The 25,538-nt window shown below is 51.9% G+C and carries 15 protein-coding genes and 2 pseudogenes; 5 read left to right on the top strand and 12 right to left on the bottom strand.

Going from position 1 to position 25,538, the window contains the following annotated elements; genetic code table 11:
* Window positions 1–1,275 precede the first annotated feature (1,275 nt).
* Window positions 1,276–1,455 (top strand): hypothetical protein, encoded by a 180-nt coding sequence (locus METMI_RS0121155; protein ID WP_019868297.1) that lies wholly within the window; start codon window positions 1,276–1,278, stop codon window positions 1,453–1,455.
* A gap of 723 nt (window positions 1,456–2,178) precedes the next feature.
* Here METMI_RS0121155 and METMI_RS24965 read toward each other — a convergent pair.
* The 6 genes from METMI_RS24965 to METMI_RS25850 all read right to left on the bottom strand — a co-directional run bounded on the left by METMI_RS24965 (window position 2,179) and on the right by METMI_RS25850 (window position 16,112).
* Window positions 2,179–4,116: a sulfatase-like hydrolase/transferase gene (locus METMI_RS24965; RefSeq protein WP_019868295.1), complete on the bottom strand. Its 1,938-nt coding sequence runs from the start codon at window positions 4,114–4,116 to the stop codon at window positions 2,179–2,181.
* A gap of 274 nt (window positions 4,117–4,390) precedes the next feature.
* Entirely contained in the window at window positions 4,391–4,963 is a 573-nt protein-coding gene (locus METMI_RS24960; RefSeq protein WP_156829936.1) for an HNH endonuclease, read from the bottom strand.
* 672 nt (window positions 4,964–5,635) lie between these two features.
* Window positions 5,636–7,771 (bottom strand): hypothetical protein, encoded by a 2,136-nt coding sequence (locus METMI_RS0121135; RefSeq protein WP_019868293.1) that lies wholly within the window; start codon window positions 7,769–7,771, stop codon window positions 5,636–5,638.
* Window positions 7,772–8,008: 237 nt separating this feature from the next.
* Entirely contained in the window at window positions 8,009–12,898 is a 4,890-nt protein-coding gene (locus tag METMI_RS0121130; RefSeq protein ID WP_019868292.1) for an MG2 domain-containing protein, read from the bottom strand.
* Entirely contained in the window at window positions 12,895–14,601 is a 1,707-nt protein-coding gene (locus tag METMI_RS0121125; protein WP_019868291.1) for a hypothetical protein, read from the bottom strand. Before METMI_RS0121125 ends, METMI_RS0121130 begins: the two co-directional genes overlap by 4 nt.
* Entirely contained in the window at window positions 14,571–16,112 is a 1,542-nt protein-coding gene (locus METMI_RS25850; protein WP_019868290.1) for a DUF1175 family protein, read from the bottom strand. The genes METMI_RS0121125 and METMI_RS25850 overlap by 31 nt, the downstream gene beginning before the upstream one ends.
* 320 nt (window positions 16,113–16,432) lie before the next feature.
* Between METMI_RS25850 and METMI_RS0121115 the strand changes: the two genes are divergently transcribed.
* From METMI_RS0121115 to METMI_RS0121105, 4 genes and pseudogenes are all read left to right on the top strand, one after another.
* Window positions 16,433–17,725: a choice-of-anchor tandem repeat GloVer-containing protein gene (locus METMI_RS0121115; RefSeq protein WP_019868289.1), complete on the top strand. Its 1,293-nt coding sequence runs from the start codon at window positions 16,433–16,435 to the stop codon at window positions 17,723–17,725.
* A 103-nt stretch (window positions 17,726–17,828) separates the two neighbouring features.
* Window positions 17,829–18,008, top strand: coding sequence for a helix-turn-helix domain-containing protein (locus METMI_RS27265; protein WP_156829935.1), 180 nt, complete (start codon window positions 17,829–17,831; stop codon window positions 18,006–18,008).
* Window positions 18,009–18,035: 27 nt separating this feature from the next.
* Window positions 18,036–18,689, top strand: a pseudogene (locus tag METMI_RS24950) (IS630 family transposase); the annotation flags it as partial.
* 103 nt (window positions 18,690–18,792) lie between these two features.
* Window positions 18,793–19,539 (top strand): IS5 family transposase, encoded by a 747-nt coding sequence (locus tag METMI_RS0121105; protein ID WP_232215268.1) that lies wholly within the window; start codon window positions 18,793–18,795, stop codon window positions 19,537–19,539.
* Window positions 19,540–19,558: 19 nt separating this feature from the next.
* Here METMI_RS0121105 and METMI_RS24945 read toward each other — a convergent pair whose 3' ends face one another.
* From METMI_RS24945 to METMI_RS0121080, 6 genes and pseudogenes are all read right to left on the bottom strand, one after another.
* Complete coding sequence (locus tag METMI_RS24945) at window positions 19,559–20,236, bottom strand: restriction endonuclease subunit S (protein ID WP_019868286.1); 678 nt, start codon at window positions 20,234–20,236, stop codon at window positions 19,559–19,561.
* 9 nt (window positions 20,237–20,245) lie between these two features.
* The gene (locus METMI_RS0121095) at window positions 20,246–20,626 is read right to left on the bottom strand and encodes a restriction endonuclease subunit S (protein WP_019868285.1); all 381 of its coding nucleotides are present in this window, start codon (window positions 20,624–20,626) and stop codon (window positions 20,246–20,248) included.
* Entirely contained in the window at window positions 20,623–21,195 is a 573-nt protein-coding gene (locus tag METMI_RS24940) for a PDDEXK nuclease domain-containing protein (protein WP_232215327.1), read from the bottom strand. The genes METMI_RS0121095 and METMI_RS24940 overlap by 4 nt, the downstream gene beginning before the upstream one ends.
* 66 nt (window positions 21,196–21,261) lie before the next feature.
* Window positions 21,262–21,644, bottom strand: a pseudogene (locus METMI_RS28045) (DUF1016 N-terminal domain-containing protein); the annotation flags it as partial.
* A gap of 117 nt (window positions 21,645–21,761) precedes the next feature.
* Window positions 21,762–22,232, bottom strand: coding sequence for an REP-associated tyrosine transposase (locus METMI_RS0121085; protein ID WP_019868283.1), 471 nt, complete (start codon window positions 22,230–22,232; stop codon window positions 21,762–21,764).
* 99 nt (window positions 22,233–22,331) lie between these two features.
* Window positions 22,332–25,301 carry a type I restriction endonuclease subunit R gene (locus tag METMI_RS0121080; protein ID WP_019868282.1) on the bottom strand — a complete coding sequence of 990 codons (2,970 nt, stop codon included), beginning with the start codon at window positions 25,299–25,301 and terminating at the stop codon, window positions 22,332–22,334.
* Between the last annotated feature and the right edge of the window lie 237 nt (window positions 25,302–25,538).

Here is a 25,538-nt window from a genome sequence, read left to right as displayed (position 1 = left end):
TAGTATTATTTTGTGGGGAATGTGGGGAGATAGGCTTCTAGCCCTTATATATCAAGTCTTACAGCTCCCCACAGGGATTTTTTTTGTGGGGAGATTCCCCACAAATGTGGGGAGCAAGAAAAACCGCGCCGGAACCAAAAATGCCGCCTGATGACCACAAAAACGACCTAAAAAAGCCCAACTCCCCACAAAACAGCCAAATTGTGTGGGGAGATTCCCCTCATTTTGAGGCCATGTGGGGAGCTGGAAGCCGCGCCACACAAGGGCTAGAAGCCTATCTCCCCACATTCCCCACATCCTACACATAGGAGGGGGTAGAGGAATATTTTTATAGCCCCGTGGGGGCGGGGTCAAATCTCTAGGGTTTTCCCTTGCCTTTGCGTCGCCCTAATCGTGTTCAGGCTTCCCGATAATTGAATAGAAAAAGCCCACGGGCGGCGCGGGTTGGACGGAAAAGGTACTACGCTGCTATTAGTCTGCACGGGCTTGAACAACCGCGCTTTTTTCCTGAATTCTTGGGTTTATAGGGGGGTTCTGTTAGCTATGACTAAACGGCAAAGGCACTACAAGATAAGTTTGTTACCCAACAAAGCCCACAGGCGGGAATTCAATCCGGTATCGGGCATAAAGGCCAGAAAATAAAAAGGTACTACCGAAACGTTTTTTATAGCCAAGCGACTCGAAGGTGCGGCGGCTGGAAAGATTTGCAATCCCTATGGTCTCGACTACAAGCCTGTAATTAATTGATAATATTATGTTATTTCGCCTTGGCTTGCAGGTGATGACCATGCCAAGCCCTACCTTTTGGCGTATCTGATGGGGGCGGGGGGAGAGTAAGTGCTTATAGCTTGGGTGTCGCTGGACTCTTCGCGCCGTCTCACATTTGAGGTAAGCCATTGCAGGTAAAACAAGCTTTCTGGTGAATACCGGACAAACCCGAAAACCTTTAAATTCGCCTATAGGCGAAAACTGAACGGCGCATTTTGTCCGCCTTAACCGCCTGACCGCAACGCTTGCAGTTATTTATGTAAAACATAATTTAACATAATTTAACATAATGCCCCTTATGCGAAGTTATTAATGTTTTACATAAATAACTTGACTTTCAGGAACACAGGAAACACGCGGCCTACAGCCATTTTTTACCCCAATAAAAATATATTGACATTATCATTTATTAATGTTTTACAATATTAACAATTATAAGGCATACAGAACCGCAACGGTTGCGGTATGCCTTAAGAATTTATTCAGGCACTTTTCAAAGGCTACACAATGGAACAACAACCCAAAAAGACACGCGCCAAAGGTGGTGGAAGAAAGCCGTTACCGATAGAAGAAAGGGCAATGAACACCGCTATCCGGCTGACCCCCGCACAGCATCAAAAATTTATAGCTTTAGGCGGTGTCGTCTGGCTAAGGGAACAAATCGAGAAAGCGGAACTGATGGAATAACGGTGGCCTAATTCCCAAAATTAGCCCAAAAGATGGGCAACCCCGCTTAGTTGGGGGTACTTTTGGGGGTACATTTTAAAAATGGAAAACACAAAGCCTTTATTATCAAGGCATACAGGCTAACATTAGATAGGCCTTGGCCAAAGAAGTACAGAAACCCGCAAGCTGACTGGCTTGGCGGGTTTTTTATTGTCCAATGTCCGCGTTACAGCTTGTCACCTTGGTGTTCGTCAGACAGGGTGAACCCAGACAAGCCTAATGGGAACACATCGACGTTGAAGCTAAAGAATGGCGGTATCTGGTCACTAAAACCCAAACACCGCACATTGTGCCGTTATCAGCCAGGGCAAACGCATTTGGCTTTTTTATTCATTACAAAATCAATGGGTATAAAAAACGGTAAAAGTTTTGATTGTTTTGCGTGTTTATAACATATTGATTATCAATGTGTTTCGTTTTAATGCGTTCATTCTAGGTAACTGGGGGGACGCCGATAATAACGATGAGGGGGATGCTTATATGGTTTATGGCGGCGTAATTTAAAACCCAGAAAAGGCCGATACTGTTTTGGCTGGCAAGGGTGATGCCCGACAAGACCGTGCCGCTGAGGTTGTCGGGCCGTTTGCCGTACACCTTATCGCCTTGGCAGCTGTTTTTCAGTAGGTGGAAGTTGGCATGGGATACGCCATGCCAACCCGGTTTCGGGGCGTTGCCAACTAAAGCTTAAGTTTCGGGCGGCAACCCGTCAGCCACATAACCTAGATCCTGTGCGCCCTGCCGGTTGTAGCCCGCGTTGAGCAATGCTTGGTTGAGCTGTTCTTGCAGATAGGCCAAAGCTTGTTTGACACCCGCAACCGACAAGCCTAGCCGCTCAACAACTTCCCCGCGAATTTCAGGCGCCCCCGTTTGTTTGTCCCAACCTAGCAAATTGCAATTTTCATTTTGGTCAACCAACAGGTTGTACAGCTCCCATTGGGTGTTTTTGATATTGCCAGGATCCCAGTAGCGCACCAGTTTCCAAGGGTTTTCGAAATAGGATTGCACATGGTTAGGCTGCACCACGGGGCCCGGCACGATGAGCGGTTGATGGGGCGTAGGTTCGCCAGTCGGGCTGGTCAGGCGTTGGGTGATGTCAAGATACCAATTGTACTTGTCTTGGATATAGTTGGTGTCCAGCGGTGCGGTGATGTTGTCATCCGACACGAACAACACGCCTTGGCGTTTGCTCTCCGCCCCGTGCCTGATGACGTGTGAGAGGTCTTCCCCGGCCAGCGGACGGACATCGTGGCCTTGGATGAATTTGGCCAAGCTGGCTTGGTCGTTTTCGTCGTATCCTGCCAAGCCCAATAGGGTCGGGATCCAGTCCACATGCGTGGTGTGGGTTTCCACAATGCGCATTTCCTTGCGATGGTTGACCCTAGGTGAGGAAATGATGGCGGGGACGTGGATGCTTTCCTGATACGCCCCGTGCCATTTTTCCAGTTGCCCGCCGTGGGCACCCGCCAATTCGCCATGGTCTGAAGTGAAGACCACGATGGTGTTCTCCGCCAAACCGCTCTCGTATAAACGCTCCAGGACTGCGCTGACTTCCAGGTTCACCAAATATTGCAAATACAGGTAAAACTCCAGATAACTGCTGTACCAATCTTCGGCATCTTTTTGCATCTTAAACGGATAAGGCGAAGGGATGACGGCGTTTTGACCCCGTAAGGTAGTTAGGGCCAACTGGAATTTGTAAGAATAATCGTATTGGCAGTCGGGCTTGCCTTTCAGGTCAGAAGACCAACTGGCGGGCAGCTTGACCTTGTCCAACTTGAAGCCACCGGGGTTAAGCGGCACGCGGTAGGTCGCGGGTTTACCGCCGTAGGCTGGCGGTTGGCTATGCCGGCCTTTGGTTGGCGCACCATAGGGGGTGATGCGTCCAGGCGGTCGGGCGTTCTGCGCCTCAGGGCCTGGAGCCTCGACGCCGGGCCGCCACGGGAACGGGTACGCACCTATATCATGCGGGTTGACAAATGAGGCCACCGCCAGCCAAGGCCGTTGGTCGAAGGTGGCGTTGGTGGCGTTGTTGCTGTTGATGATATTGGCCTCCACACCCAACGCTTTGCGGCGCAGGAAGGTGTTGACCAAATCGGTGTAGCTTTTGTCACGATAAACTCCGAGGTTAGGTGTGCCAAAACGTTGGTCGGAAGGGTAGGAATATTCCCAGTTGCTAAAGCCCCATTGCTCCAAATTAGCCATCGGGGGGTTGGATAAGTCCCAGCGGCCAAAATAATGGGTTTCATAGCCAGCGGCGCGGAACCAGTCGCCCATGGTCGGCACGCCATCTTGCGGTAACCAGGGGAAGGCCGGGTCGGTGTCCACCTTGAACATGCCTTCGGTTTGGGTCACGCCGCTGCGCGCACTGTATTGCCCCGTCATGATGGTTGAGCGGCTGGGCACGCAAGCGATGCTGGACGTGGTGTGGTTTTGCAAGGACACGCCGTGGTCACGCAACAACCGGAATCCCGGAAACAGGTCGGCATAGGGATTGTCTTGCAGGTCGCCTTTTTGGAAGCGGAGTATCTGGTATAAAGGGTCGAGCGGGTCATCGGGATAATGCGGCGGGTAACGCATTTGGTCGACTAAAATGAAGAGGATATTGGGTCTTGTCGTATTCATGGCCATCCTTCCTGAGTGAGAAAATTTATGGGCGGGCTTTACGTTGAGCCCCGTTCATTTTTTTAATGCCCGGGGAGTATACTTTTCGGGCATGCACAGAGGTAGTGAATAGTTAACATTTTAGAAATATATTTTGGCTCCTCAGCCGGATGGGGCATGTTGCCATGTCCGCAAGGTTCCACTGCCATTCGGAAATAATAGCACCGGCAAAACGTTAGGGACGGGGTTGTAAAACCCCGTCCAGTTGGAGGCGCATTATGCGAGGTTGAGCGGGTTAGAGCGCTTTGTATGCATTTGCGATTTCGACATTTATTTTTGCAGCAAGCTCCTGCGATTCTCGCATAAGGGATTGCACCCGCTCTAGATTACTTTGGTGCTGTGCCCAAATATCCAGCCCAACAATGGCCGCAAAATCCATTTTTGTTGGAGCCCTGGAACTCTCGTAAGCCTCCAGTCGTTTGACTCGTTCTGGAATGTCTTTAATGCCACGCGCTTTTGGAGACAGTTTCGCATTACTATGCATCCAGGTTTTCCATTCCTTGTTGCCTTTTGACTGATTGCACTTTCCGCAGCATGGTACGAGGTTGTGGATTTCTGAAATATAGCCAGTTGGTTTTTTATCTTTGACGAGTGAGCGGAGGTGATCCCATTCCGAAGCAACACTGCCACAGTATGCGCACTGAAATGTTTCTGGGGTCATCCCGAGAATTTCCAAGGCCTGTTTGACATCTTTCGCGCTCGGCGGCACGACGGGAATTATGGAATTGATGAATGCGTTTGTAATGCTTGAAGAGCGCCCGGTGATCTTCATCGGGGTTGGCATTCGGAACAGCGATAAGTATTTCATAGGGATTGTGCTACAAGTGATTATCTGAATTTGGTTAACACACTACCTGGCATGGTGACCCGCTTTTATTGTACAGTTGCTTTTCCCCTTAATTAAGAATGATTCGTAACACCGCAGAGACAGGGGCAAGTAGTACTGTTTTTTGAGACTTTCCCACTTACAAGTCAAGTCCTGTATTTTCGCCATGCTTTTTCGTCGATGTATTCGCACAGTGAGTGGTTGTATAGCCATAGTTTTGCCAATCAGGCTACATATCAAGATACCAATTGTATTGGTCTTGGATGAATTTGGCTAAGCGTTGTTGGTCATTTTCATGGTATCTGGCAACCCAGCAGGGTTGCAATCCAAGCAACAGGCGTGGTGTGGATTTTCACTTTGCGTATGGCCTGTCGGGGTTGGTCAATCGGTGGGAACATCCTATTGGTCTTGCTATTGATCCCCGCTATATATACTTCAAACGGTCACATTTTTGGTTTTTGTATGAGCTATCTTGTTGATTTAAAACATATCAGTTTGCGGTTCCCCTCTTTGAAAAAGAGGGGTTAGGGGAGATTTTTTAAATAAATCCTCCCCAATCCCCTTTATGCCCTCCGGGTGCTTTTTCAACGGGGGAGGATGAACCATAAAAAAACCGAAAACTTGCCCGTTCAGAGTATAGGGGTATGCCCTTAATCACCTTTTACGCTGGTAAGCGTCTTCTAAAATCTCTTCGGCACTCCGTCCATGGGCGGCTAAAGCGTCGGCCCTCAGAATAGACAAGCCTAGGCCGTGGCCTGCGCCGATTCCTTCGAAGTACCAGGCATTTTGGTCAACCGATTTGATGGTGTCAGGGCAGGAGGGGAGTTTTAGGGTGTTGCGGAAAATCTCGCAACTGAGGGTTTCCTCATGCTCAGGATAGTACAGATGGACAAACCGCCCTCCATCTTTACGCCGTTCTCGGCGGATGTCCAAAATCCAGTTTTCCTTAAACAACGCTTGTAAGGTGGCTGAGGAAATTTGTTGTTGCCAGGCTTGTTCGCCGCCTATCTCGAACGGCAGCCAATTGAGTTGGTTCGCCGCCGCCAGTTGGTCTAGCCATTTCAGCAGCTTGTGATTGATGTCACCGCCGCTGGCGGTTTTGTCCGTCGGCAATTTGCCCATAAACACCATGCAATGCGTGGTGTCGCACAGGGAGCCGCTGTCATTTTTATCCTGATGGCGATGCGCACCGTGGCTGCCGTTCCAGGCGATGACCGCACGCATGGCGGCCCGTGCTTCGCCTGTGAGGGCAGGGGCTTCGGCGTTGATGACCGCATCGGTGTAGCTGAGGGTGTCGGTTTCCAAAACCGCTGGCCCGTGTCCAGGTGGTTCATGCAAGATGCCGTTTACCAGCCGTTCGGGGCGGCTACCGTGGGCGCTGGAAATCAGGCGGTATTGTCCGCATAGGCTAAAACGGCTGTCTGATCCAGGCAATTCGGGACATTCTGCGCTGGCTTCCCAACTGTTGCGCGGGGTTAGCGTCAGCAACCTGACACGGACGGTGGCTAGGTCTACGGGATAGTCGTCTTGCCATTGTTTGAGGAGGCTGGCGGCCCAAGGCAAGAGTGCCGCGCCGCGTAAACCTTGCTGGCGAAATATTGCCAAAAAAACCGGATGCGGTGAGGGCCATGCTACGAGCAAATGCCCGACTTGGGGCTGCCCGTCAGCGCTGGTGACGCTGCCTGTTTTGACCATTGCCTGGATGTGTTGAATGACGTTTTTATCCGCCGTGCGTTGGCCTTCTAAAGTCGAGCCTTTCAATACGCCGTTTTGGCTTAGGCCACGGAAATAATCCGGTTGCGAGAGCAACGCCGCCCGCATCGTCAAGGCCAGTTCCGGCAAAGTGGCTTGCACGAAAAAACTGCCATCAGTTTTGCGTTCGCCTAACAAAGCCCGCCAGTCTTGCGGTTGTTGGGGTTTATCGGGCGGTACGGAGTTACCTTTGATGGCGGATAACAAGAGGCGGTAACGCGGGTGTTGGTAGTGTTCGCTGCGTTGCAGCAATTTGTCAGTGTCGCTGGTCGCCAGTTCTTTGCCTAGCGTTTCGGGATCGGCGTGTTGCAAAGCCGCCGCGTAGGGGATTTTTAATAACGATCCAGGCGGTAGCCGGATGTCCTGATTGCCGCTGCTTGCCAATATCCGCGCGGACGGCAAGCTTATCAATAAATATGCGCGGCTTCCTGCCGGGCCGGAATTGTTCCCTAGCAAGGCTTGCAATTTAGTCGGTATGGTACAGGGCGTGTCAGGCCAAACGGTGTTGGCTGCCAAGCGTTTGAGCAGTTGGCGGTCGGTGTTGTCCAGCGCTTGGCTTTGCTGCAAGCGCGTTTGAAAATCTTGCAATTCTATGGTGCTGGGCGGACTGCTTTCAAAACCCACCAATTCGCCGCTAAAGTGCATGGCGGCGGCTTCCTCAGCCCAAGCTGGCAAGCGTCCGCCGCAAGTCCGGAAACTGGCTTCATGGAAGAGTTCGTGGCGCAAGTACACGCTGGCATCAATATCTCCTTCCGGTTCGGCGCGTAAATAAATGCTGCCCGGTCGCCAACCTCCGGCATGATGGGTCGAAAATTGCGCTTGGGTCAGCGCGGGGAAGACGCGCACTGGCTCTTGTCCATTGGGGATTTGGTAGCCTTGGGCCGCCAATTCGGTGAGCGCCGCAGTTCCGGTTTGTTTCAGTCCGGCGTGTTGGCTGAAAAGGCCAAACAACAAAATGGCGGCTCCGGCATCATAAAGCCGGAAGCCACAGGAGCTGCGTTTAGCTAAGCCGCAAAAATTAAACCGTCTGAGATTCACAGAGTTAACTGAATTAAAAAATTGTCCACGAAAATCACGAAAGGCACGAAAAAGCTAGCGCAAGATGGAGGTTAAACCAACAGTAGTTGCATTACGATTGCATGGATATAGGAGGTTTCGCAATGTAAGAAAAAATTGCCGAGGCACAAAAAGTACTAAAAAAACAATATGATAAAATTTTCGTGTATTTCGTGTATTTCGTGTATTTCGTGTATTTCGTGGACTCTGTTTTTTGGCCTATTTTTCGGCACTCACCTTGTCCGCCGTGCTATTGCCTTGGATGGCTTCGTTATACATATCAAATGCCACCGCCGGGGCGACAGCCACTTTGCCAGGACGGGTGACCCGCCACACTTGGAACAGCGACAATTCCCCGCCCGACAGCAATTTGGCGACACGGACGATGCGGTCTGGATAACGCTGGGTTTCTTTGATATTGCCCCAATAACTGCCTTCTTTGACTTGGACTTTGGCATCCGCCAAATAGGTCTGGTCGTTTTCCATGCCTTCGGCTAGGGCGGGGATGCCGTCTTCTATCACGACAAAATCGCTGCCCGCAATCTTGGTATCACCTATGCGTTTGACATGCACTTCACTAATGACCAGATCACCTATTTTCAAGCTTTGGTTCATATCCAAGGGGCTAGTGCCATTGGCGATGATGCGCCTATAACTGCGCTCGATTTGCAAACCGTCGGCTTTGGCAGCGACCACGGGATAAGGGACATCCGTGTGGATATTGGCACTGGCGGTTTCGTCAATGTTCAGCTCCGCCAGACGGATGTCGCTGAGGTCGGCTTGCTTAGTGAATTGGGTAAAGCTTCCCATATAACCGCCTGGAATGGCGGATAATTTACCCAAAAACTTACCGTTCTTATCTAAGGCTTTTATGACATGGGCCGGGCTTTTAGCGTCACGGGCGGCTGCCGCTTCTTTGCTGAGAAGGTTCCGGCTGTTGTAAATCACTTGCGCCGTGTCGTAAGTCGATGTCCAGTAGCCGTTTTTCTGGCTGCTCAACAAAACAAGCTTTAATTTATTCGCTAATTCCTGCGGCAGGGCTTGGGCGTCATCCAACACGCCCAATCCGGCGGAAACCAAGCTAGACAGACCCGTGCTAAAACCCAATTGCGGGTTTGGCTGCGCCTGATAAACGGCGGGATCAAGTTGTCCCAAAGCCTGTTGCAAGCGCCCAAGCAAATCTTTTCGCACTTGCTCAAGATTAGGGAAGCGTTGGTTGAAACTATGGTAAGGCATGGCTTGATAATAATGCAGGATACGCAAGGCATAGATCAGATCATCGGCACTGGCTTGGGGGTTAGCCGCCAATTGGCTGACAAAATCCGCTTGCCGTTCCCAAGGCGTTGACCAAGTCTCGAATTGGGTAAACCCCGCCAAGGTGAAACCGTCAGTCGCTTGGCTAGTGCCGGATTGTTCTGACAGCCATTCCTGGGCTTTTGAGTAGGCTTTGCTGGCCCCTTCCACTTTTAATTCTTGCGCGTATTTCAAGGCTTGCATGGCGATTTGGGTCACTGGCAAACTGGCTTCGCTTTCGTTAGGCCAGAGGCTAAAGCCGCCGTTGGCTTTTTGGTTGCCGCGCAATTTACGTATGCCCAAAGCGGCGTTTTGGCGGGCGCGGTTCAATACTTCCGCCAACGGCCCCAGTTCTTCCGGCTTGAACCCGGCACGGGCTATCAAATCCATCAGCACCAGATTAGGGGCTGTGCTGTGCGCAAGCTGTTCGGTACAGCCGTAAGGATACTCGACGAGCATCACCGCAGCTTGTAAAGCCGCTCCTAACAGGCCGGAATTGACCCGCACATCCAACTGGCGGATTTGCGCCGTTGCCGGAATGTCGGTGTGCAGCAGATTGATGTGCGCCTTGCTGCTGTAAACTTGCGCTAAGGCCGCTGGTTTGAGCGGGATGTCAAATTCCTCAGCCCCGCCGACCCTGACCTTGTCCGGTGCCGTTAGGCTGATTTGGATTGCCGCCGAACCCGTTTGCCCTGAGGCTCTTAAGAGTAAAGGCCAAAGCTGTTCGCTGTTAGCGGCGAGCTCGATTTGGCGGCTAGTTTCGCCATTTAATAACTGCAAGGAATCAGGCAAGGTGATATTGCCGCTGATGGTTACCGGATAGGCCAGCTGGTTAATCAGCTTGACCGCCACTTCCATCCCGTCACCATCGCGCAGGAATTGCGGGCCGACCATTTCGACCGCCACATCGGTGACGGTGCGGAATTGCCCCGTGGCTTCGCCGATGCGCCCGTCCTTGTCATTGGCAATCGCCGTGACCAACCACTCGGTGATATTGGCGGGCATATCGACATCGACACTGACCCGCCCTTGGGCATCGGTCAGCAGATGCGGGAACCAATCGGCGGTGTCGCGCATGGCTTTTTTTGCCAACTTGCTTTGGCTTTTTAAGGCGCTCAAAGCAAAATTGGGTTTGCGCAATAAATCGGCATAACCATAGCCTTGCAGTTCGTCAGAATAAAAAGTGCTGACATTGCTGCGTTGCAGAGGATAAAAAAAGTCGAAAATGCCGGGCCGGAATTCCGCTTGCACGGCATACACGGCGCGGTCAACGATGGACATCGCCAATTCGGTGTCGGCGGCAGGCGTGCCATCGGCGCGTTTGACCTCCAAAGTGATGCGGGTGGGTTTCAATGGTTCGGTTTCGGCTTTTTCAGGCAAGATGGTGATGTGCAAACGCTTATCTTTTGGCACGATACGGAAGCCCAAAGTTTGTTCGGCGTATTTGCCACCCGCTACCGGCACGGTGACAGTGTGGTAAAAACCCGTGCCGTATTCCGGTTTGGCGGTGATTTCAAACCAGTGGCTGCTGCCTTTCGTCAGGCTGCCACGGCTATCGAAAATACGCCCGCCCGCCACGGTTTCCCAGATCGTCCCGCTTTCCTGATTGCCCCAGCCTTTAGGCAACAAGGCAAACACTTTGGCCTGTTCCCCAGGGCTGAGTATCGTGCTGGACGTGTACAACGCCAGTTCTTGCTTATCAACGACCGCTTCGCCGCCGTTACCTGCGACGATGACCGTCGCGACTTGTGAGCTGGAAGGATGGCTGAGCGCGTGTCCGTCCAAGGTTTCTAATTTCGCCACCGCGCTGAGCCTACCGAAGGTTTGCAAAGCCGGAATCGGCAATTGTTGGCGGCCTTGGCTGTCGGTTGTGAAGGGCAGTTTGAGCATGTCGCGCTTGCCGCTGCCGGGTTGTTCCAGCGTCACATCAATCACGCCACCCGCATTGGCGGCGGGTTTACCATCGGCATAATTCGATTGCACCTGCAATTGCAAATTGGCTTCACCGACAGCCGCGATAGTCTTGTTGAATCCCAAAACAGGCTGCGCTTCGGATAAGGTCGCGTAGATGTTTTCTGTCAGCACCGCCAAGCCACCGCTGTTATCTTGGGCGCGTACCATCAGGGAATACACCCATTCTTGATCGGGCTTGTTATCAGCGTTTGTCGGCACAGTAAATTCGAAGCTGCCGTCGCCGTTATCATCAAGTTGGGCGGCATTTTCCCACGGATTGCTGAGTTCCGCCGCTTGGCGCGCTTCGATGGAACTGAACAAACGTTGCGGTTGGCTGAGCGGGGCGGCGGATTTGACTTGGCCGGTATAATCGCTGCCTGCACTTAAGCCTTCGCCCGCTTCTTCAACAAATTGGGGCGTTTCGAATTTTTTGCGGTACAAAAACACTTCGAATTTGACGTTTTGAGGGACGCCGCCGCTGTAGCGTTTGGCGCGGAATTTCAATTTGAAGGTTTGCCCAGGGACAATACTGGGGCTGCGTTCCAGCCATTCCAAATAATAAGTGGGCTTGACATAATCGCGTACCCGAAACTCCCCCGCGTAAGCTTGTTGGTCGATTTGCGCTAGCAAGCGGTACAGTCCTGGGGTTTGGCCTGGATCAAGATAGAAGCTGCCGGAGAAAGAACCGAAATCGCTGATGGTGCTATTGCCCTGCAAGCCCGTCGCGTTGCCGTCGGCACGCAGTAACGACACTTGGCTTTGCCGTGATGGCAGGGGCGGAATTTGCAAATGCCCGTCTTGTAAGGTGCGGATGATGCCTTTGTAGAAAAACGTTTCCCCTGGTTTGAAGATCGGCCTGTCGGTCATGATAAAGACCGTGTTGCCTTTGGCTTGGGCAGGGAGAAAATCTGTGGATGTCAAGGCGGTGCGTCCCGTTCCGCCAGTGCTGGCAGGGGGCGCATCGACTTTGATGAGCAATTTGCCGTCCAAGTTGCCGTCAGGATTGTTAAAAGCCACTTCGCCAGCGGTATTGCTCGTGCCTTGCAAAACTTGCCACGCCCCGCGCCCGTCGCGGTAACTGACTTTGGCATCCGCCACGGGGTGCAGCCCTCTGTCCATAATCCGCACCAGCAATTGTTCGCTGGATTGTTTGACTTGTACGGACAGGCTGCTGACTTGCACTAGGCATTGCGCTTCACTTTTGCCCTGGACGGCTTGCACCAGATAAATGCCGTCCGGCAGTGGCGGCAGCTGGATGGGGCGGATTTTATATTCACTGCTCAGATAATAATCTTGCCCGAACCACCAACTTAGGTCATGGGTGTCCCTGCCTTTATTGTGTTTCAGGTCTAGGAACTCTTCTTTGAGGATTTGGAAACCGGAGGGCGGGGCGACCAAGACTTGCTGCGGGACGGCTACCAAGGGTTTTTGGGTGACGTTGAGCAAGGCATGGTTAAAGGCCGTGCCTTTTAAGGATTTACGGAAATCGCTAGCCATCATGCCCCGGAACAAACGTAATGGCGACTCGGCGGCATTTAAGCCCCTGGCAAAATAATGGCCTGGGTTCAGCTCGCTGATCGGCTGTTCGTAGCTGCGGCTGATATTAAATTGGCCATCCAAAAAACTATCCAGATTGCTTGGCTTCAACACTCTCAAGAGCATGGGCGGGTCGATGTCGGTGTAATCCAGCCGTAGTGTCGGTGCTTCGGTATTGCTGAAACTACGTTCGGCGGTCAGATAAAACGGGCTACCCGCTAGCACTGCGGGTGAAAAGGCGCAACAGTGCCAAAGCAATAATAGCAAAATCCAGGGGAAAAAGATTAATCCGAATCTGGGGTTAGTGGTTGGTTGGTTGACTCTCATTGCCCTGCCTCCTGACTGATGGCTTTGCCTTCCAGGCTTGCTAGGCCGTTGTCGTTTGCGACACGTCCGGCATAACTAAAAATCGGCAAGCTACGGAACAGTTTTTCGCCATCTTGACGCATGGCGGCTTTGGCTTGCTCATAATTTTGCTGCCAACGCGGGGCCAGATCGCTTTCGTCAGTATTATCTCCAGCCCCTCCCGCTAAGAACAATTCGCGCATCGCCGTGCCGGGGTTGATGAAGCTGGCCAATTGCGCCGACAAATAGCGGGGCTTATCAACGCCGTGTTGCCAGTCCAGCGGACTTAAGGATTGTCGGGCGCAGGCTTCTTTCATACGGTTGAGCAGCCCTTGCGAACTGGCGGCAAGGAACACGCTGCCACCCGCGCATTCTTCGGCCAATTCGCCATTGCGCAAATATTGACGGTAAGCGGGGCTGGCCTGGGGTTCGCCGGGATTGGCGATGACGATACCGATAGCCCCGCCGGGCGTGGCCTTGTCAAAATCCCAAAGCAAGGCCAATCCTCCTGGTTCCGGGCCCGGCGGCGATTGTGGCGGGCCGTTGCTGGACAGCTTTTGCCAATCTTCGCTAGTTAACGTCGCGGGTATGCGGAAACTGGTGGCGACGGCGGCGAACACGTCATGCGGAATGCTAGCCAACACCCCTTCGAAGATTTTGTCATGCAAGGGTGTTTGCCACGGGCCGGCGGGCAGTTGCAAATTGCCTAAGGTGTTTGCTTGTAAAGTAAAATCCAAGGCGATGTCAGCTTTAGCCGAGGTCGTTAACACGGCTGGCAAATGGTCAACAAAAGCGTCTGTCCTCAGCACTAGGCGTAGCGGGACATCATCGTCATATTCTTCCATTGTATCTTTGTTTTCGAGGACATTCAGCAAGGCTTCCAGGCTTTGTGCCAAGTAAATGTGCCGCTCGTATTCGGTCAGGAAAAAATGCTGCAAACCAATACGCATAGCCAGAATCGGTTCCGGCAGATTGTCCAACTGATAACCGTTGTCGGCGAGCAAGCCCGCCATCGCTGGCAGGGCCTGTTCGGCAAAAGCGCTGTCACTGCGTTGATAAGCCAGCACCCAGCCGCGTTCGCCGTGGCTCATGTCGTAATGCAGTTCGGCATTAGCGCCGATAGCATCGCGCAGCAATTGGCCCAGAAACTCGCCTTGCAAGCCTTGCAGATGGAGTTCCTCGGCTTTGATTTTCAGGCTTTTCAGCAAGCCAAAAAATAAGCCTTGCATGAAACGGCTATCACGCAAGGCTTTGATTTGTGCTTGTCCATCCCACCATTTTAGGAAAGCTTCGCCTTGGTGGAAATACAGTGTCAAGGCAATCGGGTGTTGTTTGACATACCAAAACGCCTGTTGCGGGCAATCCGCCGGACGTTTGTCCCAAGCGCCGATAACGGTAGCCGAACTGCTGTCGCCGCCAATTAAGGTAGGGCAATGGGGGTTCTCTACTTCTACAGGTGGTTTTTCATTGCTGCCCAACAGGGTATCGTGCGCGTCCAGATTTTTATTATCCCGATCGCGTAAGATGACCGTCAAATCCAGCATCGGCAAACCGCCCCTGACCATTTTGCCTAATGGCACTTCTGACAATCGGCGGTAGCTAAGGATGCCGGCGGTGGCGGCAATTGCCAATATCAGCGCAGTCCCGATGAGGATTAGCCGTTTTGTGGGCGTAAGCGGTTCCATTCGTAGACTCCGAGGAAATAAGGGTTTTGGCTACTGGGTATCCACACCGGATCGGGCGACTCCAATAATTCACTGATGCGCACCACGCGGACTTGGGCATCGTCACCCTGTACGCCATTGTGGTAAACCGCCAGATTGTCGGCGCGTCCGCTGGCGAACATCATCAAGTGAAAAGGTTCGTCATTGTCCATCGGTTTTTGGTAGACCAGCAAATCGCCGCTACGCGCTGTCGTGACATTGCGCGATTTCAAGCGGAAATTGTAGCCGACCAAGGTTTCGGCATCGGCAAAATAGCCAAAACGCGGGCCCTTATTGTCCAATCCGGTTTGCCAGATTTTCGGGAATTCCGGGAACAGTTGCCGCGCCTGGTCAGATAGCGGCGGTAAATTCAGTTTTGCCGGGATGCCCAATTTCGCAATCCGTCCGGTGTCGCGTGCTTCCAAGGCCGTGCGGTAAGCAAAGCGGATCAGGCCCGCGCAATCCCGCTGGTTAGGATGCCACATCGGGCTGGGCCGTTGCGCCTGGAACAGCGCGACATCGGTGACGGCTTGGCGCAAGGCCGTTTCGTCCTGCGGGATCAGATAAGCTGGGCTGTCAATACTGCTTTGTTCTTCACTTTCACCTTCGCGGGGAGGTTCGTGGCTCATGTACTCTTGAATTTCTGCGGGCGTATCGCGGGGATTATCCTGGCTGGGGACAAAGATTTTTGCAGGCTGGCGGTTGCCGACGAAGGCCACATAAGCCAATGTCCGGGTTTCGTTAGGCCGTGCCAAGGGGATTTGGATGCGGCGGTGGGTTTCGGTCGGCAGGCCTTCATCCAAGATGATGTCCAAATTCGCCAAGGTATGTTGCACCGCGCCACCGGGCCAGTAATTGGTGTCGATACGGAACACGCCTAGCGGCGGGGCAGGGTGGACATACATATACGGCCCGTAACCCGCCTTGTCGAAGCTTTCGCCGTCATTGTTCAGGAAAAAAATGCCGCCGCTGGCAGATTCGGTATCGGCCCAATACACATGGCTGTTATCGGGTTCATAAATATGCAAGTCGGTGTAGACCGAATTGGTGTCGCTGGTCAGCACCACTTTGAACGGGATCGCCGGAATCACCGCATCAACGGTCACGGATGCCTTAGAACTCCCGGCGCTATTGGCGCATTCGGCGATAATGCTGTTTTTGCCCTTGCCCGCCGGGAATGAGCGGGAGAAACTGCCGTTATTGTTACGGGCGTAATAGCGTACGCCGTTGATATTAATGATGATCGGGTCGGCTTCAGCATCGGAACACGTACCCGCCACTCCCATTTGCATACTGCTAGTCCAGCCACCTGCGGGTTTACTAAGTGTCAGGACAGGAAGTGCGGAGGCTTGGTGCGGAGCTTGCTGTTGACCACGCCTTGCCAGAATATCGGGATCATCACTAGGCGTGGCGTAAACAAGATTTGCCAAACCCAAACCTAGCAAGAAAAAAAAGACTATCAGCAAGCCCAAAAACGGGGGTAGTTTACGCATAGGCACATCCAGCAAAGTTTGTGGAGTATTTAAGGTGTACAGAATGTAACGGAAAAAAGGCTGGCTGGCAAACGTAGGGCAATTGACAAAGCAGCCTGTTCTGTAAGCTTATTGGCGTCAATGGGTATTTGAAATGTTAAAGACTAGAACTCATACCCAGTCCGGGTCGCGATGTGCAAAATACCTAAGGTGTTTGTCAATACAGCCTTGTGCTTGAGTCCCTGTTATTGGAACAATGCAAGTGCTTGATTAGCCGCCATAGTGCGGCGCACAAGTAGGCGATGCGGACATTTTGTTGTTTTCTTTATTGAGGTTTTCTTATGTTACAAAAAAATCATGATTTACATTTTACCAACCGTGCAGGCAGGACTTACTCACGGCAGTGGCGCCAACTTTGCCTCAACGCAGTTATCCCGTTGCTGGTCGGCATTGGTTGGCAGCAATCGGCGTTGGCTTTTGAGTTCACCCCCTTAATTGACGATTTGCCTTACGGTGCTTCGGGCGGCCTAACATTTGCCCCTAAAGGCCATTATGTTTACGGCACATTCCTGTTGGGCGGCATATACAGTAAAGGCGAGGTATTTCAGGTCAAGCTCCCTCCGAAGGGGGAAGTGGGCTGGAGTATTAGTGATGTCAAGACTGTGGCAAATTTTAATGGGAGAAATGGTGAATACCCATTTTCCGGTGTTATCGTAGATTCGGTAGGCAATATATACGGGACTGCTTCCCAAGGCGGTGGCAAAAATCAGAATGGCCTAGTGTTTCAAATCACCCACGAAAATGGTAAAAAAGTCCGCAAGATACTGAAAACATTTGGCGATCCGGCGGACGGGGTATATCCGTTCCCTAAACTGTTGTTGGATCCGGCGGGCAATATATACGGGGTCACTCGGTATGGTGGTCAAGGCGGTGCGGGCGTGGTGTTCCAACTGGCTCCACCTGTGGCTGGACAAACCGAATGGGGTTTCCAAACTTTGGTCGATTTTGATGTCGCCAACGGCGCGTCACCGGAAGCGGGGCTGGTGATGGGAAATAATGGCAAACTGTATGGCACTACCTTGGGGGGTGGCCTGCACAAATCCGGCACAGTGTTCGAACTGACCCCACCTTTGGCGGGACAAACCGCCTGGGGCTTCCAAACCTTGGTCGATTTTGACGGCTCAAATGGCTCTCATCCACTGTCGGAATTGACTTGGGGGGCTGATGGTAGGCTTTATGGCACGACCACCAGCGACGGGGAAAATGGCGGCGGCACCGTTTTCCAATTGACGCCACCCGCCGCTGGGGAGGATGTTTGGAATTTCAGCACCATAAAAGCTTTTCGCGGTGCACAGTGGGAAGGCCCCACTGGTGGGCTGACGGCGGCGGCAGACGGCAGCCTTTACGGGACAACTGTCCAGGAAGGCAAATACAATGCAGGCCGGGTGTTCAAGCTGACTCCGCCAGCGGTCGGAAAAACCGTTTGGAAATTTCAAACCATAGTCGATTTCGACGGTTCGAACGGCAGAAATCCTGAAGCCAGCCTAACTTGGGGGCCAGACGGCAACCTCTACGGCACGACTTTTTGGGGCGGTAAATTAGGCTTAGGTACTTTCTTTAAAATCACGCCCTAGCCTCAAATTAAGTGATTGACACCATTCCCCCTATCCAATGGAGGAATGGTTTATACCCATCACCTTTAAACAACACGACTCCCTGCCTGTCAAATAGTCCGCCATGACACCTCAACTAAGCACAGCCCAAAAGGACGCACTGGAAACCCAACACCGGGTGGAAAGGAACGGGCGTGTGCGGGACAGAATAAAAGCCGTGTTGTTGAAGTCGGAAGGCTGGACAAACAAAGCCATAGGGCAAGCCCTCAGGATCCACCCGGAGACGGTTGCCGGACACCTGTAAGATTGGGCGCAAGAAGAAAAGCTCAAGCCTGAAAATGGTGGCTCGGAAGGCAAATTAAACGGGCAACAAACACAGGCATTGGAGCAGCACCTGCAAGAAAAGACCTACCTGAAAGTATCAGACATCTGTGGCTATGCCGCACACACATGGCAAGTGGCTTACACCGTCTCAGGCATGACCAAATGGCTGCAAGCCCACGGTTTCCGCTATAAACAACCCAAAGCCACGCCTGCCAAAGCGGACATCCGCCTGCAAGAGGCGTTTATCGGAACCTATCTGAAGTTGCTCGAAGACACCCCGGCGCATGACCCCATCCTGTTCATTGATGCCGTACACCCGACGATGGCAACCAAAATCAGCTGTGGCTGGATCAAAAAAGGCGTGGACAAATCCATCGCGACCATAGCGTCCAGAACACGGGTCAACATTATCGGCGCCATTGAACTCAACACCATGACGGTCACCAGTGAGTTTGTCGAAACCGTCAATGCAAGCGCCATCAACAGTTTCTTTGCAAAACTGAAGAAAGGCTACCCGCAAGCAGAAAAACTGCACATCATCTTAGACCAATCGGGCTATCACCGAAGCAAAGCCGTCAAAGGTAAGCGGCTTTGCCAAAAGCCATCACGCGGGCAGCCCCTTACCGTAACGTTAGACATTATCCAATTAGAGAAAAGATGAGTACCGCCAGTTATCTCAAAGAACTTAGAAGCTGTCTGGCAAAAAAATAAATGTTAAAGTCAACCATTTTTTTGGGGTATGGAAAATGGGTTATCCAAGCGATTTGACCGATAAAGAATGGGGGCTGATAAAACACTACTTTGAACCAGAAGACCTGCGTGGGAATGCCTGCAAGCATGACCGTAAACAGGTTGTCGACGCGATATTCTATTGGGCGAAATCCGGCGTGCAATGGCGGATGCTGCCCAACGACTTCCCGCCTTGGAAGACGGTGTACGACCATTACAGCCGCTGGAACAAGGGCGGCGTCTGGGAGGCGATGCTGAAAAGCCTGAACGGGCGATGCCGTAAGGAGGCCGGGCGGAACCCCGGGCCGAGCTACGGCATCATCGATTCGCAAAGCGCAAAGACCCAGTACAACAGCGAAGAGCGGGGGATTGACGGCAACAAGAAGGTCAAAGGCCGCAAGCGGCATATCGTCGTCGACATCCTGGGCAACCTGCTGCATGTCGGAGTCCATGCCGCCAACATCCACGACACGGTGGCGGCGGGCGAGGTGATGCGCCGTGCGAAGGAGATGTACCCCGGCATCGGAAACTTTTCCGGCGATGCGGGCTACCGTGGCACGGCGGTCAAGTATGCCGACGGGGAACTGGGTGTCACCCTGCACATCTCGGAAAAGATCAAGGACGGCTTCGCCGTCCTGCCCAAGCGCTGGGTGGTCGAACGCACCTTCGCGTGGCTAGGTGGATTCCGCCGTCTGGCCAAAGATTTCGAGGTGCTGGCCGCTTCCGCCGAAAATGTTGTCCGCATCGCCATGGTCAAAATAACATTTGCAAAATGTGTTTAAACTTTTTACCAGACAGCTTCTAAGATAGATTTTCCATGTATTGAACTAAGAAATCTAAATGGTGCGGCTTATTTGGTTTTAGAACGTGAGCATGGTTATTTACCCAGCACTTACCGGATACTTTAAATACAAGCGGCAAATTTCTTGAAACAATATTTTCGCCATCTTCGCCAAGCAAAATCAAATCTTCATCAAATATAAAATCATTTATGTAGTCAATGATTCCTGACGCACCATAATACGGGTATTGTCCCTGTATAGTAGCTCTATCTGATTCTCGAATTGGTTTTCTTTGTCCATCTAAAAACTCTACAACATTGCCTAAAGTCTTAATTTTCCATTCCCCCGCATCACCAAACTCAGGAAAGCGCAACTTAGGGACGGTTTCACCTTCTGCCGGAAAAAGCTGCTGCATCAGGCCTTTTTTATGGGCTTTGAGCGTGTCGGGTTTTTGGGTTTGTGCGGTGATGAGTTCGTCGATGGAAGACAGGCAGTCGGCAATTTTTTGTTGTTCCTTTTCTTGTGTGGGAACTGTAATAGTAATTTTTTTAAGATTCTCAACAGATAATCCGGGTTGCGCTTGGCCTGTTGCATATTGATTCAAGTTAAGAAAAACTAATTGATAATAAAGCCAGTTACTATCAATTTTATTAGCTATGTCACCGTTAATTGTTGAAAATTTTTTACTTTCTGACAAAAGCCATATTTAATGCGGCTTGTGGTTTTCGCTCAAAGCCACGTTGTTTAAGCCTTCCATAATTAACGGTGACATAGCCATTTTATTTCTTGGAGTGACAACAATTGCATGTTCGGTCGCATGAAATTGCCCTGCTGCAAGATTAATGTTTCCACATAAAGCACCTTGGCGACCAATAAGTGAATATTTCCCTGTATGTGTAAACGTCTTCGTGAATCCTCGTAACCCATTTCCGCCGAAACAAGGATACAAGCCTACTTCAAACTTATCTTTTATTTCTGAAGCCGATACAAACTTTCCTGCTTGCATCTGACAGGTCAATTTAAGTTGTTTTTTTTGCCATTCTGCCGAATTACAAAACTCAGGAAACCGCAATTTAGGCACACTCATAACTCACCCCCTTGCCGCACTTCCCAGTTCAAAACCTCTTCATAGTCATACAGTTCATGCAGCTTGGCTTGGATTAACTTTTTATCGGGTAGTTGTAGCTGATATTGGGCGATCAGCGTGGGCGATAGGTTGCGCGATAACGCGTATTCCACCACTTCGTCATCTTTATCTCGGCACAGCGGCACGCCGATGCTGGGGTTTTCGTGCGGTTTTTTAACGTCGCGGTCTAGGGCTTCGAGGTAGAAATTGATTTGCCCGATGTATTCAGGCATGAACTTGCCGATTTTAAGCTCAAAGGCCACCAGTGCGGATAAGCCGCGATGGTAAAACAACAGGTCAATAAAGAAGTCCTGGTTGCCCACTTGCAGGCGATACTCTTCGCCCATGAAGATGAAGTCTTTGCCCAATTCTAAGATGAATGGCTTCATGTGCTGCACCAGGGCTTTTTGCAGGTGGTTTTCGTTGTGCACTGGCGGCAAGCCTAAAAACTCCAGGACATAATTGTCTTTGAAGGTGTTGCCGATGCTGGGGTGTAATTCTCTCACCAGTGGTGAGAGATTTGCGCCCATTCTGCTGCGCTCAAAATTTGATGTGTCAATTTGACGTTCCAACTCCCGTTTAGTCAGTTTATCCGTTGCCGTCAGATTGAGGTAGTATTCTCTTTCTTCTGGCGTTTTGCAGCGCGAAAAGATAATGGTGTTGTGCGTCCACGGCAATGCCCGCACCAGTGGCGCGAGTTTTTCATCGGCTTGGTAGGTTTCATAAAACTGCTTCATGCGCCAGAGGTTCTTGTCGTTAAAGCCTTTGATGCTGGGGTCGTTTCGGCAATGTAGTGCGCCAATTCACTGACCACGCCTTTGCCCCATGCCTCAGTTTGGACTTTGTGGCTGATGGTAAGGCCGATATGCCAATATAAGTCGATTAGCGCGGTGTTGATGTGGGCAAAGACGTTTTGGCGTGATTGCTGAATATGCTGTAACAGGTCGCTAAAGTCTTGTTGGGTTATGGGAGATGACATTTATAATTTCCATTCAGTCAGCGGTGTGTCCGAGGGGTAGGAGCGGGTCATGCCCGCGACTTGCTTGCGATAAGGGCATATGGAAGATTTCGTGGGTTTCGCGGCCATGGGCCGCTCCTACGGAGTGGGTAACCATATTGCGTTCCAAAATGGGTAATCGCCGACACGCCGAACCGATCTGGCACGCATCGGGTTGGCGACAATATATCGGGCGGTTTCCAATAAATCCTCCTCCTGCCGCAACGCATGGTCATGATACGCTCTGGACCACAATGGGCCTTCACGCTGCATCACCTGGTTAGCCCGCCGGGCGCTGGCGGATTTCAATCGGTTCATTATGTTTTGCAAACTGGTTTTTCCATCCAATTGCAGCAAACCATGAAAATGGTCGGGCATCAAAACCCAGGCCAATAATTTTGCGTCGGCCAGCACCGCTTTATCCTCGAAAGCTTGCGCGGCGGATTGTGCAGCCCTGAAATCGGCAAAAAAAGGTTGGCGCTCTAAGGTCGTCGTGGTGACAAGATAGACTTGCCCCTCAATCGAAACCCGCCCTTTACGCAAGGCGGCGTGGCCGGGCTTGGGATTCATAACATTCTTCGTAGGAGCGCCCCATGGGCGCGATTTCTGGATGGTGGATTTGCAGACATTACGCGATCCTTTGCAACCCTTCGCGGGCATGGCCCGCTCCTACGATTCATAGGCATTCAACCCTGAAATATCACGCCCTTGCGCCAGTTTGTGCAGTAGCGGTGTCAGGTCTTCCATCAAAGCCAATTCCTTTTGCGTCCGGGCTTTCCAGCCCAAATTTAGCGGCGCGAGCAGGTCGCTTAATTTTTCCCCGTCGAAAATCATGCGCTGCATGATGGCATCGACAAAGGCTTGCAGCGCGGCGGTTTCCAGGCTGTGCTGTCCGGCTATCGCCGCCAGTTCGCGGGCGGTTTTTTCGGCCTTGAAGTTTTCATAACCTTGGCGGATGGCTTGCTCGCTTAAACCTGCGCCCGCTTTCAGCGTGCCTATGTAGGCGGCGATTCCTTCGCGCTCGTCGATGAATTTGGCGTCGGCTTCGATCAGGCCGATCAATTCGTCGCGGGTCATTTTCTGTTGTTCTGTCTGGCCTTGGCTGTAGCGGGCGATCAGCCCGATGATGTAGTCGTAGTCGATGACGGCGGAAGCGAACAGCACAAATTCAAAATCCAATTGCTGCACCGTGCTGGAATCGCCGCCGCCCTTGCCCTGTTGGGTCTTGAGCCGTTGGGCGGTTTCCAGGTACACGCCACGGAAGGCTTGCAGGCGGTCTGGTGCTATGATCTGGGCGATACTTTCGGTGTTTTCCGGAGTGAGGTCAGTGTATTGGTCGAGCTGCGTCTTGAGGCGCTGCACTTCCTTGAACAGATTGATGAACTGGCTACGTGCTTCATCGCCTTTGATGTTGGCGACCTGTTCCGGGGAGCTGGGCAAGTTCTGGGAGGCCATGAATTTGTCTAGTGCGGCCACGGCTTTTTCCAATTTGCCGATGACCGCCGGGGCGGCATCAACCAGCCAAATTTCCTTGGCGCGGTCGGTTTTTTCGCCAGAAAATAATTGGATGGCTTCGTCCACAGCATCTTGTTGTTGGCGAAAGTCCAGCACGTTGCCATAGGGTTTGGTGTCGTTGAGGATGCGGTTGGTGCGCGAGAAGGCTTGGATCAGGCCATGGTATTTAAGGTTTTTGTCGACATACAATGTGTTGAGAAACTTGGAATCGAAGCCGGTGAGCAGCATGTCCACCACAATGACGATGTCGAGCTTTTGGGCGTGCGGATAGTCGTGGTTTGGGTATTGCTGATCCTTGATGCGCTTTTGCACGTCTTGGTAGTATAGGTCGAAGTTGTTGATGCTGTGATTGGTGCCGTAAACGGCGTTGTAGTCGGTGATAATGGCTTTCAGCGCGGCTTTCTTTTCGTCCGGGGCTTCGGCGTTGTCGGCTTTTTCCTGCGGCAAGTCTTCCTGAATTTGCTGCACATCCTTGTTGCCTTCGGCAGGGGGCGAGAATACGCAGGCGATGTTCAGAGGCCGGAAACTACTATCTTCTGTCTGCCGCTGGGCTTGGATAGCCTTGAACAGGCGGTGGTACTCAATGGCGTGGTTGATCGAGGCGCTTGCCAGGATAGCGTTGAACTTGCGCCCGGCGGTAGCGGCATCGTGTTTGTCCAAAATGGCTTTGACCACAGCTTCCTGGGTCAGGGTTTCGCCCGCCTTGGGTTTTGCCGCGCCTTCCGCCTTGTAGTAGTCGATGTGGAAGCGCAGGACGTTGCGGTCTTCAATGGCGTGGGTGATGGTGTAGGCGTGGAGTTGTTGCTGAAAAATGTCTTCGGTGGTGATGATCGAGGCTTCTTGGCCTTCGATTTGCTGGTAACTGCCATTTTCTGGAAAGATCGGCGTGCCGGTAAAACCGAAAAGCTGGGCGTTGGGGAAGAAGGCTTTGATGGCCTTGTGATTTTCGCCAAACTGCGAGCGGTGGCATTCGTCGAAGATGAACACGATGCGCTGATTGCGTAAGTGTTCCAGGCGCTCCTTGTATTTGCGTTTGTTGTTGCCGTCGAGCGCGAGGCCAAGCTTTTGGATGGTGGTGACAATAACTTTGTTGGCGTAATCATCGGAAAGCAGTCGCCGGACTAAGGTTTCGGTGTTGGTGTTTTCTTCGACGCAGCCTTCCTGGAATTTGTTGAATTCTTCCCGTGTTTGCCGATCGAGATCCTTGCGGTCAACAACGAACAGGCATTTTTCGATGTCCGGGTTATCCTTGAGCAAGGTCGAGGCTTTGAAGGAGGTTAGCGTCTTGCCGCTGCCCGTGGTGTGCCAGATGTAACCGTTGCCCCGGTTTTGGTGGATGCAATCCACGATGTTCCGCACCGCATAGATTTGGTAGGGGCGCATCATCATCAGCTTTTGCTCGCTGGCGACCAGCACCATGTAGCGGCTGACCATTTCGCCGAGATTGCACTTGGCGAGGAATTTTTCGGCAAAGGTGTCGAGATGGGTGATCTTTTGGTTGAGTTCATCGGCGAACTGGTAGAGAGGCAGGAAGCGTTCATCCGCATCAAAGCTGAAGTGTCGGCTGTTATTGTTGGCGAAATACCAAGTGTCGCTGCGATTGCTGACGATGAACAGTTGCAGGAAGCAGAGCAACGAACGCGTATAGCCGTTGCCGGGGTCGTTTTTGTACTCGACGATTTGCTGCATGGCGCGGCGCGGGCTGATCTTCAAAGCCTTAAGTTCGATCTGTACAACGGGCACGCCATTGATGAGCAGCAGCACGTCATAGCGATGATGGCTGCTGTGCGTGTTGATGCGCAGCTGGTTAACGACCTCGAAGGTGTTCTTGCACCAGTCTTTGATGTTGACCAAGGTATAGTGGAGCGGCGTACCATCGTCACGCTCGAAGCTGTTACGTTCGCGCAACGTGCGGGCGGCGGCGAAAACATCCGGGTTAATGAGTTGTTCCATCAGCCGGGAAAATTCGGTATCCGTCAAATGCACCCGGTTGAGCGCCTCGAATTTTTCGCGGAAGTTTGTCTCCAGCGCGTCGCGGTCACGGATGTCTTGGCGGTAGGTGTATTTGAGTTGGCTTAGCTTTTCGATGAGATCGTTTTCGATCCGGTTTTCTGTTGTTGTCATTGGGACGCTTCAGATAGGTCAATTTGATAATTCTACAGGCTTTGGCTGTTTAACTTTAGCAAAAATATTTTGGTAGAAAATGAGGTCGGGCTCTGAGATAAAGTTTCAGCCAACGCCTTCTGAAAAACATTTGGTTGGAAGAAATTTGGGGAAATTGGGCTTACAACACAGGGCTCCTGGATAACTTTTCCAAAAATCAAAATGTGGAAAAGCCAAAAACTTGGACATCGAATACTA

The sequence above is a fragment of the Methylovulum miyakonense HT12 genome (genome assembly GCF_000384075.1).
GTDB lineage: Bacteria > Pseudomonadota > Gammaproteobacteria > Methylococcales > Methylomonadaceae > Methylovulum > Methylovulum miyakonense.
Note: the sequence above shows the minus strand (reverse complement) of the source record. Positions and strands in the feature narration are given on the sequence as shown.